Source organism: Streptomyces sp. GL_148 (assembly GCF_057834205.1).
On the sequence record NZ_JBYQMC010000002.1, the window covers coordinates 204,787 to 221,827 of the forward strand.

Consider the following 17,041-nt stretch of genomic DNA (forward strand, 5'->3'; position numbering starts at 1 on the left):
TGCGCGGGGAAGGCCATGCTCGTTGAGCTGAGTATGGACATCCGCGTGTCGGTGGGGGGCGTCGCCCGGTTCGTTGCCGCTCAAGCGCTTCGGCGGCCTGCCTCTGTCGAAGAGGGGCGGCCTGCCTACGCATCATCGGGCGTCATCGCCGAGGTGGTGGCCTTGCCGCCTGCTGTGGAGGGGCAGCCCGGCCGTGCCCGCGCGGTCCTGGCCGAACTCCGCGCGCTCGGTGACTCCATGGAGGAGGACGGTACCGCCGCAGAAGATCCGGCTGGGGATGAGGTACTCGGTGAGCCAGCCGGCCCGGGGCCGGTCACTGGGTAGGAGGCTGCCGCCGGACGCCGCGTGAGTGGAAGTCTGCTCCAGCGTCGGTGAGGAGGCGGTGCACCGCTCCGTAGGAGCGGCCACTGGACTGAGCGAGGGAGCGGATCGAAGCCCCCGCTTCGTACTGGGCCTTGAGGTCCGTGGCAACCCGGTCGCGGTCCGGGCCTGACAGTAGCCGACGGACCGGGGACTCGGGGGACATGAGCGGAATACCTCCTCGTACGAATGGCAGTCCCGCCATGATCACGGCAGACGGCCTCCGACGGCCACCGGTTCGGCTGAACTCGTGGAAGCCTGGCTGCACAGGGGTGTGGCAGCAGCCGGCCGCGCGGCATGGGCCAGGACCTGCGGTGGCAGAAAATCGGCGGCTGTCTCGTTCTTCATGGCGGCACGCTTCACTCCGCTTACTGGTCCCCGTCTCCCGCTCGGCGTTCACCAGTGGCTGGGGTGTGCGGGTGCGGCCATCTGTTCGGTTTTCGCGAGCAGGGCGCGGCAGTCGGCGACAGCATTGTGGGAGCCTCCGAGTCGCTGGCTGCGGTAGGCGCCGCGCTTGACGGACCACAGTCCCTTCCATACCGCGTACGGTTCCATCGCGTCCTCCCACCGGCAGCGGGCGAGCCATCGCCCGGCTGCCACGGGGCCCTGGTGACGGACGAGTTCACGTTCGAGGACGCCGCGGTCGAAGAGCATGTTGTAGGCGAGAACGGTCCGGCCGTGGAGAACATCGGTGAGGGCGGGCAGCAGCTCACCGAAGGCCGGGGCCGAGGCAAGACGTTCCGGTGTGATCCCGTGTACGGCGACGGCGCCGGGTTCGACGTCCGCGTCCGGGTTGACGTACTCGTCGAACACCACGGTGTCACCTGGGGCCACGGCGGCGATCTGCACCGCGAACGCGTTCTGCAGACCTGTGGTCTCCACATCAAGAGCGATCAGAGAATCGTCGTCGAGAAGGCGGCGGGCCCACTGACTGACCTGCTCGCGTTCCCGGGGCCAGGAAGGCGGGCGCCGCAGCGCCCTGATGGCATCGTCGAGCCGACGGTGGGACTCACGGGTGGTCTGCGACCGCCACATGACCGCGTCGTCAGCCAGCTGCGCGTTCACGGTGCCCAGATAGCTCCCGCCTTCGTAGACGGCCCAGGTGGGGCGGTCGGTGTCGGCGGGCCGCACGAACTGCACGGACCGTTCGTCGACCTCACGGTCGAACAAGTCCTCCCACACACCAGCATCCTCGACGCTCACCAGCACTCCCCTTCCCTCTGACTCACCCCGGCTTCTCGCTTCCTTAATGCTGTTGCCCCGCCGCCGATTCGTCCATCCTCGCCTACACCGCCGGGAGCACGACAAATCAGAGAGGCAGACACGGGATGAGGGGCGACCGCCGCCCCGGGGCGGCCAGGCCGTCACGCGTTCGGCTCAGCATTGCCCGCCCAGTTGTTCGCCATCGTCCGGGCCGATGGGGCAACTGTGCCGGTCGGGCACCACGCGGAGAACCACGCCCGCACACACAACCATTTCGGCTGCTTCTCGTTCACAGCGAAGGAAATGCGCCTTCCCTCCTCTGCCCCGGCCTCTCACCCCGGACGGTCGCCGCAGTGGTCCCCGCCACGCCCACGATGCCACGCTGCCCCCATGGACCAGCATGCCCCGCCCCAGCCCGAGACACCGAGGCCAGACCCCGTTCTCGCCCGCGACTGCGGACTCTGCGACGGCTGGGGAACACTCACCGGCCCAGGCGGCCACGGCCTGACACTCTGCCCGCGCTGCCAGCCACGCCCCGGCAACCCGCCAACGGACAACACTCACAACCAGGACACGCCTCAGCCTCCCTGACGGCGGAACACCCTTCATCCGCCGACGCTGGGCCGGATCTCGACGCGCCCCGTAGCCGACGGCCACACGGGGACGCCATGGCCGGCATCGCCGTGACCCGGCCGGACGATGACAGGCGTCGCCTTCGGGATCTTCCCGCTGGGGGTTACCGGCGGTGGACCTGCTCGGCCTGGGGTCCCTTGGGGCCCTGGACGATGCTCGCCGCGGCCTCCGCCGCGAGGGCCTTCAACGTCTTCTCCCCGCCGACGACGGGGTAGATCACCTTGCGGACCGTGCTGGCCGGCTCGGACAAGGCCGCCTCGGCGACCCGCAGCATCATCGCCTCCTTGCCCCGCACCTTCTTCAGCTCGCCGGTCAACTCCTTGTCGACCTTCTTCTCCGCCCGCGTGTTGATCTTCAGTACCAGTTGGATGAACAGCTCCACCAGCGAGTCGGTGATCTCGGTGTGCCGCACATGGCACAGCGCGGCCAGCAGCGTCAGGCGCATCGGCGGCTTCATCCGCTCCAGGTTCGCCGGGTACTCCTTCGCCGCCCGCGCCCGCCAGGCATCCACCTGCTTCTCCGACACGTCCGCGAACAGGTCGGCCGGAAGATCCAGCTTCCGCACCCGCTGGAGCTTGTCCACCTCCGCGAACAAGCTCTCCAGCCCCGGGGCTCCCGGGTCGGCCTTGAGCTCGGTGCAGAACGACCGGCCGCCCCCGGCCACCGCCTGGTCCCCAGCCGTCTCATCGCCGTCCTCGCTGCCCGCGACCAGGTCCTCCAGCCGCGAGCGGGTCGCGTGGGACAGCCGGTCCACGGTGGTACGGCAGAACCGCGTATCGAAGTCCCGGACCGCCTTGCCCACCAGGCGCCGGACCTTGGCCGGGGCCGGCGGCTCGACGAAGTCGTTGCGGCAGCGGGCCACGACCGCCTCCGCCAGCCGGTCACGCGACAGTTCCACGCCGCACAGCTCGGCCGTCAGCCACTCGGCCAGCCGCTCCTGGTCCTCCTCTGTACCCGCCCGGAACCCGAAGGCTTTACGGATCTCCCTGCGGTGGCGCTTGATCCGGTCGCCCTGCCAGTCGTACGCCGCCCACTGATCAGCCGACACCTTCACCTGCTGGGCCACGTAACCCACCGCGGCGGCCGGGACTTCCGTGTCGGTTTCCGGGAAGCGGGCCTCCACCTCGAAGAACTTCAGCAACATCGCGAAGCCCAGGCGGTTCGCCCCGGACTTGTTCCGCAGCCGCTTCATGTCGTCTTCGAGCAGCGTCCAGACCTCGATGGGGTCCGCCGGCTCCCAGTCCTGCCGCACTCGTGTGCTCCTCGCCCCGAATCAGATGATCACCACAGCGTGGCGACCTGCCGGTAGAAGCGAAGCGGATAGATCCAATCCGTTGCCAAAGGGTTACTCAGTGCTACTCGCCACTTGGCGGCAGCTATACGAGAACTGGGCCGAGTCGTCCGAGGCGGCTGCGGGTGATGTTGACGGATGCTTCGTCGGTGGGCATGCCGAGGAGTTCGTGCAGGTCGCGGGCCCGGAATACCTGATCGGGGTGCTGGTTGAAGGCGCTCACGATTGCCTGGTAGGTGGTGCTCGACTCAGGCGGATCGAGTTCGATTCCGGTCGGTGCGAGTTCAGCGATGATCTTGCGGGTGGTGGCCAGGTCCGCAAGACGCGCTTCGGTTTCGGTGAGGGCGGCAGTGAGGTGCGCGATCTGATTGCGGATTTCGTCCGCCCGGGCCGTGGCCTCGTTCTCCTGGATGTGAAGGCCCACTGACGGCGGCCTCCGTAAGCTCCCCGGTGGCGGCCATATACGGCGCAATTCATGGCCACGGGTTTCCCCGGGTACGGCCAGTTTTCTCCCCGCTCGCCCCGAGTAGTCCCGCTCGGCGAAGCTGGAGCGGGTGAAGAACAGCAGGGAGATCATGGAGATCCTTGAGGCATACGATCTCACAGGCAGTTACCGTGCCGCGGCCGAGCTGGCCGGGTGCGACCACCACACGGTGGCCCGTTATGTGAAGATGCGGGCCGCCGGCCAGCATCCAGACCAGCGCCGTCACCGGGCCCTGCGATCGACGACTATCTGCCGAAGATCGAAGAGCTGGTGGTCCGCTCGCAGGGCAAGATCCGGGCGGACGTGGTCCACAAGCGGATCGCCGCGATGGGCTTCACTGGCGGGGAACGCACCACCCGCCGCACGGTCGCCGAGGCAAAAGCCCAGTTCAGGGCCGGTCGGCGCCGGGTCTATCGGCCGTGGGTGACTGAGCCGGGGCTCTGGCTTCAGTACGATTTCGGCGACGGTCCGGTGATCAAGGGCCGCAAGACCAGGCTGTTCTGCGCATGGCTGGCCTGGTCGCGTTTCCGCGTCGTCATCCCGATCTGGGACAAGACGCTGCCAACGGTCACCGCCTGTCTGGACGCCACGTTCCGCCGGATCGGCGGCATCCCGGCCTACGTGCTCACGGACAACGAAAAGACGGTCACCACCGACCACGTTGCCGGGATCGCGGTCCGCAACCCGGAGATCGTCGAGGTCGCCCGGCACTACGGCACGACCATACGCACGTGCTTGCCGGCCGATCCGGAAACCAAGGGTGGCAGCGAGTCCACGGTGAAGATCGCGAAGGCCGACCTGGTGCCCAGGGACGTGAACCTGCGCGAACAATACAAGACGTTCGGCGAGCTCGAAGCCGCCTGCCGCAGCTTCTGCGAGGAGGTCAACTCCCCTACTCACAAGGCAACTCGACGCAGGCCCGCCGAACGACTCGCGGAGGAACAGCAACGGCTGCACCCGCTGCCGAGGCGGCCCTTCACCGCCTCGTTCGGCACCACCCGCCGGGTCACCTGGGAATCGACGATCTCCGTCGACGCGGTCCGCTACTCGGTCCCGCACGAGCTGATCGACACCCGCGTCCGGGCCCGATTCCACGGCGACGAGCTGATCGTCACCGCCGTCGACGAGCACGGCTCGGCCCACGAGGTCGCCCGCCACCACCGCGGCGAGCCCGGCTCGCCGGTCCTGGACGACGCGCACTACCCGCCACGCGAGGACAAAGAAGCCGATCGCACCCCGCGGGCCACCTCCGCAGAGGAGGCCCCGTTCCTCCAGCTCGGACCGGGTGCTGCCAGCTGGCTCATTGAGGCCGGCGCGGCCGGGGTCCACCGCATCAAGGCGAAGATGGCCGAAGCCGTCGCCCTCTCAAAGCTCTACTCGATAGCGGAAGTTGACCGCGCGCTCGGCACCGCCGCAGTCACCGCCCGCTTCGCGGACAAGGACCTCATGTCGATCCTCGACTACCAGGCCGCCCACGGCCTGGCCGAGCCCGTCCGCCGCAGCGAGGCCCACTCCCTGCAGCCCGGCACCTCCGCCTGGTCCGCCCTCGGCGGCCCTGCCCCGCAAGCTCCTGATCTCTCCGAGTACGACGAAAGCGACCACCTCTGATGGCCACACCTCTCCGCACCGTTCCCGGCACGAACGGCGACCCGCTCGCCGAGGCCATCAAGCTCACCAAACGCCTCAAACTCCCGCACATCCGCAGGTCGCTGACCGACATTATCCCCACCGCGAAGGCCCAACGCTGGGACCCCGCCGAGGTCGTCCGCGTCTTGCTGGCCGAGGAAGCCGCCGGACGCGACCGCGCCAACCTCCACACCCGCCGCAAGCGGGCCGGCTTCCCCACCGGGAAGACCTTCGGCGACTGGCACGAGTTCAAGCCCTCCATACCCAGAGCCACCCAGGACGCCCTCAAGAGCCTGGAATGGGTCGGTCGCCGGGAGAATTTTTGCATTTGTGGACCCTCGGTTATCAGCGGGGCGTGAGCCCCTCGATTCTCTGTCTGCGACGAGCGTCACCGTGAGCGTTCTGTGTCGTTGATGCATTGCTATCAACGGGAGTTCTTCAACGAGACGGAACGGCATCAGTGGCACACAGCTTGGCGGTCCGGCCCGCGAACGGGCGGCGGACATGGACCGTGATCGATGAGAAGTACCGGACCGTCGCACCGGTCGAGGACTGGCTGGAGGCCCATCGGCAGCTGTGGTCGCCGAACCGCGGCTATGCGACCTCGCTGGCCCAGTGGTGGACGTTCCTCGAACAGCGCGACGAGACCGGAAGGTGGGGCGATCTCGGGGTCCCGGCGGTCGCGGGGTTCCTGTCCTGGTTGCGCAATGGCCGCACGGTCGAGCACACCCTGGTCGAGCCCGAACAGGCCCCAGACGCTGGGACGTTGGAGGCAAGACTGGCCGCGCTGATCTCCTTCTATCGCTGGCAGGAGGCAGTCTTCTCGATCCCGGTCGCGGGCCGGCTCATGTGCGGGGCACCGCGCCGGGCCCCGGCCCGGGGCCTGCTCGCGCACCTGGACGCCCGCACCGCCCCCGCGCCGTCCTCGCTGGTCAGGGTTCGGCGCCAGCGGCATCATGGGCGCCCGCCACTGCTGCTGCCGAGCGAGATCCAGGCGATCCTGGACGGCTGCGCGATGCCGGACGTCACGGTCGGCGACTGGAGGGGAAACCTGCGCGACCGGTTGCTGTTCGCCCTGCTCGCGGAGACCGGCATGCGCCTGGGAGAGGCCCTCGGCCTGCGGATCTGCGACTTCGTCATGGGCCGCGGCTCCACTCCCTATGTCGAGATCGTGCCGCGCGAGGACAACACGAACGGGGCCAGGGTGAAGATGATGCGCCCCCGGCGGGTCTATGTCGGCTGCGACCTGGAGCGACTGTTCGCTGACTACCTCACCCACCTCGCCTGCCGGGCCGCCGAGGTCGGCATCGAGATCGATGCTGGCTCGCCGCTGTTGGTCAACCTGGAGCGGCCGCCGCTGCTGGCCGCCCTGCGCGAGGGCACGGTGCGGGACAAGGTGTCCGCCCTGCGCAAGAAGGGCATCGGCCCCGCCTCCTGGACGCCGCACTGGTTCCGGCACAGCCACGCGACCGCGCTGTTGCTGGCCGGGACGCCGGAGTGGGTGGTCTCCCGCCGACTCGGTCACGCACACGTCCAGACCACGCTCGACCTCTATGGCTGGGTCCGCGAGGACGAGGCCCTGCGGGCCGCGGCGAACTGGAAGTCGTACATCTCCGCCTGGCAGGTCGACGATGGCCGGTGAACAGCGTCATCTCCATGCGGCCGGCGGCGAGGATCCGTTCTGGCGGCTCTGGACCGAGCTGCCCGAACCCTGGAAGGGTCCGGTGATCAGGGACCGCATCGACGACTGGGAGAAGATCACAGAGAACGGTGACCGAAGCATCGACCTGACCGGTCTGCCCGACCTGATCGCCGCCGAGCTGGCCTGGATGGCGCACTGGCAGGCGATGGACGGGACTCGCTCCTCGGTGCTCGGCACCAACCAGTTCGCGAACATCCTGCGCCGCGCGATCCGCGACAACCATCCGTTCCCGGCCTCGATCCGGGCCATGGACTGGGAGACTGCGGACGCCCTGCAGCGGTGGTTCTATGCCACCCGCTGGGGCCGCCTCATTCCTCACGGCAGCGTCGCCCGACTGCGGGTGATCTTCCGCTTCAGTCGACTCGCCCTCCTCGCACGCTGCTCGGACGGGCCCTGGTGGTCTCTGGACGAGTGGCACCCGCGCTGCGATCCGCGGATCCCGCTGGCCGAGCACGAACCCCAGGCCCACTACGGCTGTTCTCCCTCACGGATCACTCAGCCGTGGCTGCGGGAGGCCGTGAAGTGGTGCCTGGGCACACAGCTGGAGGCCGGCACCCTGCGCTGGTCGACCGTGAGCCAGGAGAGGATGCGGTGCTTCGCCCGCTTCGACCGGTGGCTGCAGACCTTCACCGACCCCCTCGACGTTCTGGGCGACCCGGCCCACGCGGTCCAGCTTGCCGCCGCCTTCCGCCGCTGGGACACCGATCCCGCCAACCGGCTACTGCGGCAGAATGAGCAACGGTTCGCCGGGCAGCCCGTCCATCCCCGCCTGGTCAACGACGACCTGCGGGCCGTCGCTGAACTCTTCGGGTTCGTCGCCGCCAACCCCATCGAGGCCCGCCAGGTCCTCGGGCCGAACCCGTGGTCGCGGGTCACCGACGCGCACGCAGCCGGCTGGTTCCGGCAGGTCTCCCGCATTCCGCACCAGCGCGAACTCAACGACGAGCACTACGTTGACGACCACGCACTCGCACAGATCCCCGCCGCACTGCCCCTGCTCGGGCTCGCCCGCAGCGAAGAGATGGCCCTCACCCGCGGCGACGGGCAGCAGGTCACCGCCCGCGGCTTCGACGACCCGCAGGCCATGCGCATGATCCTGCTGCAGATCCTCACCGGACGACGGGCCAGCGAGATCCGCACCAGCCGCTTCGACTGCCTCTCCGCGGTCCCCGACCGGGCCGTCGACGCCGCTGAAGGCGAACAGATCGCCCGCTTCCACTACGCACAGAGCAAGATCGACATCGCGCCGGACAACATCCTCGTCGACGCCGAGGTCGTCGCGGTCGTCGAGGAACAGCGACGGTGGGTCCGCGAGCACTTCCCCGGCATCACCCCGCGCCACCTGTTCCTGCAGCGGACCGGGAACCGGCAGGGCGACAAGCCCTACCCCTCGGGCACCTACAGCTGGATGCTCCGCGAGTTCAGCAAGACCGTGAAGATCACCGATAGCAAGGGCAAGCCCGTCGGGCTCAGCCACACCCACCGCTTCCGTCACACCAAGATGACCCGACTCGCCGAACTGGGCCTGCCCGTCCATGTGTTGATGCGCTATGCCGGACACGCGACCCCGTCGATGACGATGCACTACGTCGCCGCCCGCCAAGAACACGCCGAGCAGGCATTCCTGGCCACCGCGAAACTCCGCGCGGACGGCACTCACGTCGCCTTCTCCCACGACGACCACGACAGCCTCCACCTGTTCAACCGGGCCGACCGGTTCCTGCCCCACGGCTGGTGCATGCTGCCGCCCCTGCAGACCTGCGACAAGGGAAATGCCTGTCTGACCTGCTCGGTCTTCGTCACCGACGCCTCCCACCAAGGTGCTCTGGAACGGCAGCTGGAGGAGACCGAGGCCCTGATCAACCGCAGCACCACCGCCTTCCAGGAGCGGCACGGCCGCCCGATGCCCGAGGACAACGTCTGGCTGCTGCAGCGGCGAGCCGAACACGCGGCCCTCACCAAGCTCCTGGACACTCTCCGCTCCAAGCCCGGCCGCGCAGTCCAGGGAGCCGGCTGCGGCGCCGCCCCCACCGGGCCCGTCCCGCTCACCCTCGACCTCGATCGTCATCGAAGGACCCGGCCATGAACGACGACGCCCGAGCCAAGCGCACCCAGACCCTCGCCACCGCCGCGAAGGCCAAGTCCCAGGCCAAGACCACTACGGCGGAGAAGGCGATCCGCACCCTGGTCAAACGCGGCGAGTCGATCACCTTCCAGGCCGTCCAGCGCGAGGCCGGCGTCTCTCACGCTTTCCTCTATAACCACCCCGACCTGCGAGGACGCATCGAGCGGCTCCGGGCTCAGACCCGGCCGGTTCCCGCACCCACGCCTCCGGCCGACGAACAGAGCACCCTTGTCCTCGCGCTGACCGGCCAGATCACCCGCCTGAAGAAGCAACACCGCGAAGAAGTACAGGCCCTGCGCGAGGCACTCGAGCAAGCCCACGGCGAGAACCTCGACCTGCGGCGCGAACTCGCCCGCCGAGGCGGCGACACCCCCGTCCCACGGGCTCGAACCATCGGCCCCTGCTGACCACGTCACATCGATCGAAGAACCGACACGAGCTGCAACAACACGCTCAGATCGCGAACAAACCGGCGATAACGGGCGGCACGGGAAAGTCGCACTTCACCGAGGCCCTCGGGCAGAACGCGGTCGAGGCCGGCCTGACCGTCGCCTGGCTCACCATCGAGGACCTTGGAGCCCTGGTCCGCCGCCACCGCGCGGACGACTCGATCGCCCGAGCCCTCGCGAAGATCGTCCGCTCGGACCTGATCATCGTCGACGACATCGGACTCCTGCCCGTCTCCAGCAACCTCCACCCGTCCGGATTCGACGAGATCATGCCCAAGACCCTGGCCACCGCGACCGTCGACCGCCTACTCCACCATGCCCACGTCACCGTCACTCAGGGTGACTCGTTCAGGTTCACCGAGGCCACCACCGGAAAGGGAGTGAAGCCCTTCAGCTGATCCACACCGACCCAAGGTGGGGAGAATATCTGGCCGCGAGTGGGGCGATCATGCCTGCCACCAGCGGGGATGTCTCGAGGCCGCCAGCGGGGACGATCGAGAGGCCATTGACAGTCCACCAGGAGTTCGGTGATGTTCACGCGGCCAGCCCGATGGCGTCGTGCCATGCCTGGGCGGGCGTGGTCAGGCGGCGGGCCATGTTCGCGGTGGAGGCCCAGTAGACGCGCGAGGCGGAGGTGTCGGGCCGGTGGTCGTACTCACGGGCCAGACGTCGGTGCAGCATCAATGAACCTTTTCAGCGGTGCCCGGGGGCTCCCCCTGAGTGGTGGACACGCTGATACTGGATCTGCTTGATCCGGAGGAAGCGAGAAGACCGCCGATGGCGATGAAGGACTATTCGGACGAGTTCAAGGCCGATGCCGTGGCCCTGTACGAGTCCACACCTGGGGCGACGTACAAGAGCATCGCCGCTGACCTGGGTGTCAACCGGGCGACCCTGCGTGAGTGGGTGCTGCGGGACCGCGAACGCCGTGGGGTCACCGCCGCGGTCGCGAAGCCGGACGCCCGGCCTCAGGCGGCGGTGCCGTCCGCTGATCCGGACGAGCGGGTCCGGCAGCTGGAGGCCCGGGTGGCCGAGCTTGAGGCAAGTGAGTGCAAGCTCGCCACTGAGCGGGACATACTCCGCAAGGCGGCCAAGTATTTCGCCGGAGAGACGAACTGGTGAGGAGCCGCTTCCAGTTCGTTGACGACCACCGGAACACCTACGAGGTGAAGCGGCTCTGCCAAGTCCTGGACGTGAACCGGTCCAGTTACTACAAGTGGCTCGCCGGTGCCGAGGCCCGGGTCACCCGACAGCGGGAGGACCGATTCCTGGCCGAGGAGATCCGTAGGATCCACGGCGAGTCTGGCGGCGCCTACGGCTCCCCGCGAGTGACCGCCGAGCTCCGGGAGAAAGGGCGGCAGGTCAACGAGAAGCGGGTCGCCCGCGTCATGCGGACGTTCTCCATCACCGGCATCCGCCTGCGCAGACGCGTCCGCACCACCGTCCCAGACCCCTCAGCCTCACCGGTTCCTGATCTGTTCCAGCGGAACTTCACCGCCACCGGACCGGGTCGGAAATACATGGGCGACATCACCTATCTGCCGCTCGCGGGCGGGCAGTTCCTCTACCTCGCCACCGTGCTGGACTGCTTCAGCCGCAAAGTCGTCGGCTGGTCCATCGCCGGCCACATGCGCACCAGCCTGGTCACCGACGCACTGCAGATGGCCGCCTCGACCCGCGGCGGCCTGGATGGCGCCGTGTTCCACTCCGACCACGGGGCCCAATACGGTTCCCGGGCCTTCGCCGACCTCTGCGAACAGCTCGGGGTCACCCAATCCATGGGCGCGGTCGGCACCAGCGCCGACAACGCGGCCTGCGAGAGCTTCCACGCGTCCCTGAAACGCGAGACCCTCCAAGACACCCGCGACTACGGCAACGCCGACGCCTGCCGCAGAACCGTCTTCGCCTGGCTGACCCGCTACAACACCCGCCGCCGGCACTCCGCCAACGGCTACCTCAGCCCCAACGAATACGAACGCCGACACCACGCCGCTAAACTCACGCTCGCCGCGTGATCAATAACCGCGTGCCCACCATCACGGGGGAAGGCCCCCCCTCCAGGGTGAGGATGGCTTTGGTGATTGACGTGAGTTTGTTCGGGCTGGTTCGGGCTTTGCGGAGGATGCGCCAGGTCTTGATCCGGGCGATGGCTCTCTCGACGGGCCACCGGAGTCGGGAGTGTGCCCGGTTGACGGACTTCTGTTTGACGGTGAGGTCTTTGCCGGGTCGCCGGCGGTGTGGGACGGCGACGATGTCGCCGGCTCCCTGGTAGGCCTTGTCCGCCAGGACGGGGATGCCGAGGCGGATGCATGTGGCGATGATCCGGTGCCGACGGGCCGCGGTGAGATCGTGGATCCGGCCCGCGAGAGCGGGTGAGATCCAGACCAGGGCTCCGTCCGGCGCGGTGATGACCTGCATGTTTACCCCGTGGCGGCGGTGTTTGCCCGAGCAGTCGGCGCGGCCGTCACCAACCCGGTCGCACTCGGCGAGGGTCCCGTCCAGCAGGACATACCGGGCGTCCGCCGTTCTCAAAGCCGCGGTCAGGCCCGGCGCCCGGCCTGCCAGGAGCGCCACAACGCCGTGAACGTAGGCGTGGGTGGTACCCACGCTGATCCCGAAACCCGCCGCGATCTGAGTCAGGGTGTCGTTCTTCTTCAGGTACACCAGTGCGGCCAGGGCCCGCTCGGAGGGCGGCAGCTTGCACCGGCGGTCACCCTCCCGGGTGACGATCAGCATCGTCACCCACTCCACGAGGGCATGCGCAACATCGAGTACGGCACGACAGGGAACCAACAGAGCCCCCAGGCTGAAGAGTTGAGCATCGATACCTTGCTCAACAGCCCGGGGGCTCTGCCCGTTTCACCACCACCTCGTCACCCGATCAGTGGCCAAGTTGAAAATGCTCACTGTGTGCATCCCGCGCGCCCCTGAGGCGACGTAAGGGGTGCGGTTAAGGGCTGTCCTGTCCGTTCTGAGATCGTCAGGATCCAGTGACTTGTTCAGCGGTGGGTTTCGAGGGTGAGGATGGCTTTGGTGATTGATTTGAGTCTGGCGGGGTAGCAGCGGGCTTTTCGGAGGGAGTGGGCCGCTTGACGCACTTCTGTTTGAGCGTGAGGTCCTTTCTCGGCTTGCGTCGGTGGGGAACGGCGGCGATGTCGCCGGTCGCCGACACGCTGGTAGCCGCGGTCCGCGACGAGGGGGATGCCGAGGCGGATACAGGTGGCGAGGATCCGGTGCCGGCGGGCGGCGGTCAGGTCGTGGGTCCGGCCGGGCAGGGCGGGCGAGATCCAGACCAGTGTGCCGTCAGGCGCGGTGATGACCTGCAGGTTCACCGCGTGCTGCCGGTGCTTGCCTGAGTAGTCCGCTCGCCCGTCGCCGGTCCGGTCGCATTCGGCGCAGGTCCCGTCCAGCAGGACATACCGGGCGCCAGCTGATCTCAGGGGCGTGGTCAGCCTCGGCGTCATGCCCGCCAGTTGGGCAAGGACGGCGTGGACATGGGTGTGCGGTCCCCAGGCTGATGCTGAATCCCGCGGCGAGCCGTCTCAGGTGTCGTTCTTACGTAGGTACACTGAGGGGCCCCGAAGTTTCCGGACGATGACCCAATAGGGTTGGTCTGACACGAAAATGACCTCCGTGGTTGGGTGACTCAGGCCGCGATTCGGTTCGAAGCGGACGGTCATTCCGAGGCTGTTGGCTTCCTTGATCATGCGGCGCATGGCGCGTTCGGGATCGCGGCGGGTGAAGTGGTCGGTGCCAAGGTCGTGGTAGGGCGCGTGGTCGTGCAGGACGTGCCAGATAGCGATGGCGAGTTCGTGCATCACCGCGACGAGGGCTCGCTTGCCACCGCGTCTGGCAGCGATCCGCCGGAAGAAGACACCGAGGTAGGAGTCCTTCTTCCGGATGGCGACCATCGCGGCGATCCCGAGCAAGCGTTTGAGGTTTTTGTTCCCGGGGCGGGTTCGGCCGGAGCGGTTCACCCCGGCCGACTCGTTCTGTCCTGGGCAGACCCCGATCCAGGACGCGAGGCGGTGGGCTGAGGCGAACTGGGTCATGTCACCGCCGGTCTCGGCGATGACGATCTCCGCGGCGAGACGGCCGAGGCCGGGAATCGTGACCAGATTCGCCAGATCGCTCGCCCGCGTCGTCAGCAAGGCTTCGATGCTGGTGTCGAAGGCGGTGATGACGCTCTTCCAGCGGTCGATCTCGTCCAGGTAATGCCTGACCATGAACGCGTGATGGCCGGTGAACTATCCGTCACCACCGAAAATGAGACAGGGCCAACTTCCGGACAGTCCCCCATCGGCGGCTAGGTTTCCATCGGATTTACCCGCTCACTGTCTACCTTGGGAAAGATCTTGTATTGGTAGGCAGAAGGGGCCTGAGACGGAGCAGACGCGAGGTCGGCGCCGTAGGGGGTGATGGTGACTTGTACGGACATGGTAGTGCCATAGTTGGCGGTGTAACTGGCGGCACCATCGAACTTGACGGTCTGTGTGGCGCCGTCCAACGTGATCCCTGTAGGCAAGGGAGGTGGGTTGACCTTCTTGGTTCCGTCGCGCGCCACCGGTCCTAGGATTCCATAAATCGGGACGTCGAAGTGGTGGTACGAGGGGCACATAACAACGAAAGTCGCGTTGCCGCCGAGGTTGGTGTTCAGGGCGAGCTGGCCGGTGACTTTGGCCTGCTGCAGGACGACGGTGACGGCGGCCTTGCTGTGGGCCGGGACCTTGATGCCTTGGGACGGCGCTGTGTACGTCTGGGTGACCGAGGAGGTCTTGGTTTCGGTTTTCGTGAAGTCGATGGTCGTGCTGAGCGTGGTGTTGACCGCGAACCCGGAGTACGTGTATGAGGCGCCCACAGTGGCGGTGGTGCTCAGGCCCCGGGTCACGGCAGTGCTCAGAGTTTCGTTGATGGCCTGGCTGAACGACTGGGTGGACAGTGTCTGCTCCACGTCGCTGCTGTTGACCAGGGTCGTCGAGCCGATGTACCAGGTGTCCGTGTAAGAAATCACCGAACTTCCAATGGGGATGGCCTCAGCGTTCTGAAAGGTGATGCCACGACTACTGACGTTCAACACCTCAAAGTAGCCCGACCAGTGCACCCAGGAGGGCACCTGCGCGGCAATAGTCGAATCAAGGTCTACGAGTTCACCCTCGTCTGCATGGGCCGGATCTGCAGAGTATTTTTCATTCATTTCGGCACCAATTTCTTTCTTTGCGTATTCCGATTTCCTTCCCTGGCGCGCTGGCCCTAAAATCTTCAGTGGGCAGATTGGGAACATACTTGCGTTCGCTGTCGGCGACGGTTGAACACAGACCCTCTGACGGGTGCTTTGACTCTGTCGGGGATCTTGGTTGCGCCGTGAGGCGCTGTGAGGTTCCCCCGGTGAGCTGGAGGTGCTGATCAGCTGGCCATGATGGGTTGATGGGTATTCAGGTTCGCTCGTTCGGCCGCTGCCTGTTCGGCGTAGAACTTCTCCTCGTTTTCGATGGGGCTGAGGTAGCCGAGGCGTTTTTGGATGCGGGTGGTGTTGTAGAAGCCGTCGATGTACTCGAACAGGGCCTGGTTGGCCTGGGCCCGGGTGGCGAAGACGCGGCCGCGGATCCCTTCGCTCTTGATGAGGGTCCACAGGTTCTCGGCGAGGGCGTTGTCGTACGAGTCGCCCACCGATCCCATCGAAGCCGCGATCCCCGCTCTGAGCAGGCGAGTTGTGAGCTTGATGCTCGTGTATTGGGCGAGTTCAACCCGTCGTTGCAACACCAGGCTGTTGCAGTGAGCGTAGCTGTTCCTCGAAGACCTCGGCGGGTGTCCGCCAGCCGAGGATCTTGCGGGGCCGGTTGTTGATCGCCAGGGCTACGGCTTCCAGGTCCGTGGACGACCAGCGGGAGAGATCGGTGCCCTTCGGGAAGTACTGCCGCAGCAGGCCGTTCGTGTTCTCGTTTGTCGGTCGCTGCCAGGGCGAGTGCGGGTCGGCGAAGAACACCTTCGTTCCGGTATCGAGGGCGAACTGGGCGTGGCCGGAGAGTTCCTTCCCGCGGTCCCAGGTGAGGGTCTTGCGTAGCTGTTCGGGCAGCTGGGTCATCGACGTGGTGAGCGCTGTGTTCATCGCGATCGCGCCGTAGCCCCTGAGCGAGGGGCCGTTCTTCACGAGCGGACTCTCGCCCCAGCCCTCGATCCGGGGCAGGTGCACCAGGAGCGTGGAGCGGCTGCTGCGCTCGACAAGCGTGCCGATCGCGGAGCGGCCCGTCCCGATGATCAAATCGCCTTCCCAGTGTCCGGGGACCGCGTGGTCCGCGGCCTCGGCGGGGCGTTCGCTGAGGACGACGTCCGCGGTGACATGCCCCTGCGGCTTGTTCTGCGACCGTGCACGCGGAGTCCGCAGCGCCCGGCGAGTGCGCAGACACGTGACCAGTTCGCGCTTGAGGGCGCCACGGCCTTCGATGAACAGCGCCTGGTAGATCGCTTTGTGGCTGATGCGCATGGACTCATCATCGGGGAAGCCGGCACGGAGCCGGTGCGAGATCTGCTCCGGGCTCCAGGCCGTCCCCCACCGCCTGTCCTGCCGATGCGGCTTGTTCAGCCCTTTCCACGCGGGCGTCCTGGGTCCGGTGACGGTCTACCGTCGCGGCGGCGGACGCTGCCGGCGAGCCGTTCCTGCACGTATTCACGCAACCTGTCGCCGGCTGCGAGCTTCGCGGTCTTCGGGCGCTTCGTGGCCTGCTGCGCCTTCCACTGCGCCACCAGGGCTCGGTAGACCGGCTTGCCACTCCGGGTCGCGGCGTTGCGGCGCAGCTCGCGTGAGACTGTGCCCGGGTCGCGTCCGATCCTGTGGGCGATCTCGCGCACGCCGATCCCCTGGGCGCGCAGCAGCGCGATCTCCTCACGCTCAGCGAACGACAGGTAGCGGCCGGTGGGCTCGTCCAGGCTTATCGGTGGCATACCGCCAGCGTGACGGAACCACCGTGTTCCGACCGGACATGAAACACCCACGGCCAGCGCGGCCTCTGCCGACGTCACTCCCGACGCGATCCGCCGCCAGAAGTGGCGCTGCACCGCACGAGAGGGCTCCGGCCGGCCCGGTGAACGCATCGGCGGTCGCATCGCCCGATCCGCCGCCCACTGCCGTCGCACTCCCGCCGGCACCTCCGGCACCTTCTGCTTCTCGTCT

General features: G+C 67.4%; 14 protein-coding genes and 5 pseudogenes. 7 read left to right on the plus strand and 12 right to left on the minus strand.

The window, feature by feature from the left end:
* Positions 1 to 132: 132 nt before the first annotated feature.
* The 5 genes from AC3IYI_RS40410 to AC3IYI_RS40430 form a co-directional block, all read right to left on the minus strand.
* On the minus strand, positions 133 to 408 hold the full coding sequence (locus tag AC3IYI_RS40410; protein ID WP_489412281.1) for a hypothetical protein: 276 nt from the start codon (positions 406 to 408) through the stop codon (positions 133 to 135).
* Positions 314 to 565: a helix-turn-helix domain-containing protein gene (locus tag AC3IYI_RS40415; protein ID WP_489412057.1), complete on the minus strand. Its 252-nt coding sequence runs from the start codon at positions 563 to 565 to the stop codon at positions 314 to 316. The genes AC3IYI_RS40410 and AC3IYI_RS40415 overlap by 95 nt, the downstream gene beginning before the upstream one ends.
* A 191-nt stretch (positions 566 to 756) precedes the next feature.
* Positions 757 to 1,563, minus strand: a complete 807-nt coding sequence (locus AC3IYI_RS40420) for a 3'-5' exonuclease (protein ID WP_489412058.1) — start codon at positions 1,561 to 1,563, stop codon at positions 757 to 759.
* Between the two features lie 736 nt (positions 1,564 to 2,299).
* Positions 2,300 to 3,448: a DUF4158 domain-containing protein gene (locus AC3IYI_RS40425; protein ID WP_489412059.1), complete on the minus strand. Its 1,149-nt coding sequence runs from the start codon at positions 3,446 to 3,448 to the stop codon at positions 2,300 to 2,302.
* A 124-nt stretch (positions 3,449 to 3,572) separates the two neighbouring features.
* On the minus strand, positions 3,573 to 4,064 hold the full coding sequence (locus AC3IYI_RS40430) for a hypothetical protein (protein ID WP_489412060.1): 492 nt from the start codon (positions 4,062 to 4,064) through the stop codon (positions 3,573 to 3,575).
* On the opposite strand from AC3IYI_RS40430, the pseudogene istA reads away from it, so the two are divergent.
* From istA to AC3IYI_RS40460, 6 genes and pseudogenes are all read left to right on the plus strand, one after another.
* Positions 4,042 to 5,579, plus strand: a pseudogene (gene istA / locus AC3IYI_RS40435) (IS21 family transposase). The gene AC3IYI_RS40430 and the pseudogene istA sit on opposite strands and share 23 nt — an antisense overlap.
* Positions 5,579 to 5,938 (plus strand): annotated as a pseudogene (locus AC3IYI_RS40440) (ATP-binding protein); the annotation flags it as partial. The pseudogenes istA and AC3IYI_RS40440, both read left to right, overlap by 1 nt.
* A gap of 119 nt (positions 5,939 to 6,057) precedes the next feature.
* A complete protein-coding gene (locus AC3IYI_RS40445; protein ID WP_489412061.1) occupies positions 6,058 to 7,239 on the plus strand; it encodes a tyrosine-type recombinase/integrase in 1,182 nt (393 codons plus the stop codon).
* Positions 7,229 to 9,385, plus strand: a complete 2,157-nt coding sequence (locus AC3IYI_RS40450) for a tyrosine-type recombinase/integrase (protein ID WP_489412062.1) — start codon at positions 7,229 to 7,231, stop codon at positions 9,383 to 9,385. The genes AC3IYI_RS40445 and AC3IYI_RS40450 overlap by 11 nt, the downstream gene beginning before the upstream one ends.
* Entirely contained in the window at positions 9,382 to 9,831 is a 450-nt protein-coding gene (locus AC3IYI_RS40455; protein ID WP_489412063.1) for a DUF6262 family protein, read from the plus strand. Before AC3IYI_RS40450 ends, AC3IYI_RS40455 begins: the two co-directional genes overlap by 4 nt.
* A gap of 77 nt (positions 9,832 to 9,908) precedes the next feature.
* Positions 9,909 to 10,271 (plus strand): annotated as a pseudogene (locus AC3IYI_RS40460) (ATP-binding protein); the annotation flags it as partial.
* A 136-nt stretch (positions 10,272 to 10,407) separates the two neighbouring features.
* On the opposite strand, the pseudogene AC3IYI_RS40465 reads toward AC3IYI_RS40460, so the two are convergent.
* Positions 10,408 to 10,563: pseudogene (locus AC3IYI_RS40465) on the minus strand (IS5/IS1182 family transposase); the annotation flags it as partial.
* An 87-nt stretch (positions 10,564 to 10,650) separates the two neighbouring features.
* Between AC3IYI_RS40465 and AC3IYI_RS40470 the strand changes: the two are divergent.
* Positions 10,651 to 11,888 (plus strand): IS3 family transposase gene (locus tag AC3IYI_RS40470; protein WP_489412064.1). Its coding sequence is split into 2 segments (ribosomal slippage): positions 10,651 to 10,981 and positions 10,981 to 11,888, totalling 1,239 coding nucleotides; the frame shifts between segments, so codons are not numbered across the junction.
* On the opposite strand, the gene AC3IYI_RS40475 is transcribed toward AC3IYI_RS40470, so the two are convergent.
* The 6 genes and pseudogenes from AC3IYI_RS40475 to AC3IYI_RS40500 form a co-directional block, all read right to left on the minus strand.
* Positions 11,872 to 12,666: a transposase gene (locus tag AC3IYI_RS40475; protein WP_489412065.1), complete on the minus strand. Its 795-nt coding sequence runs from the start codon at positions 12,664 to 12,666 to the stop codon at positions 11,872 to 11,874. The two genes, AC3IYI_RS40470 and AC3IYI_RS40475, sit on opposite strands and share 17 nt — an antisense overlap.
* Before the next feature lie 206 nt (positions 12,667 to 12,872).
* Positions 12,873 to 13,337, minus strand: coding sequence for a transposase family protein (locus tag AC3IYI_RS40480; protein ID WP_489412066.1), 465 nt, complete (start codon positions 13,335 to 13,337; stop codon positions 12,873 to 12,875).
* Positions 13,338 to 13,415: 78 nt separating this feature from the next.
* Positions 13,416 to 14,099 carry a transposase gene (locus AC3IYI_RS40485; protein WP_489412067.1) on the minus strand — a complete coding sequence of 228 codons (684 nt, stop codon included), beginning with the start codon at positions 14,097 to 14,099 and terminating at the stop codon, positions 13,416 to 13,418.
* 80 nt (positions 14,100 to 14,179) lie between these two features.
* Entirely contained in the window at positions 14,180 to 15,154 is a 975-nt protein-coding gene (locus AC3IYI_RS40490; protein ID WP_489412068.1) for an ETX/MTX2 family pore-forming toxin, read from the minus strand.
* 122 nt (positions 15,155 to 15,276) lie between these two features.
* Positions 15,277 to 15,633, minus strand: a complete 357-nt coding sequence (locus AC3IYI_RS40495; protein WP_489412069.1) for a transposase — start codon at positions 15,631 to 15,633, stop codon at positions 15,277 to 15,279.
* Positions 15,614 to 16,974, minus strand: a pseudogene (locus AC3IYI_RS40500) (IS30 family transposase). The gene AC3IYI_RS40495 and the pseudogene AC3IYI_RS40500 overlap by 20 nt, the downstream one beginning before the upstream one ends.
* Positions 16,975 to 17,041: the final 67 nt, after the last annotated feature.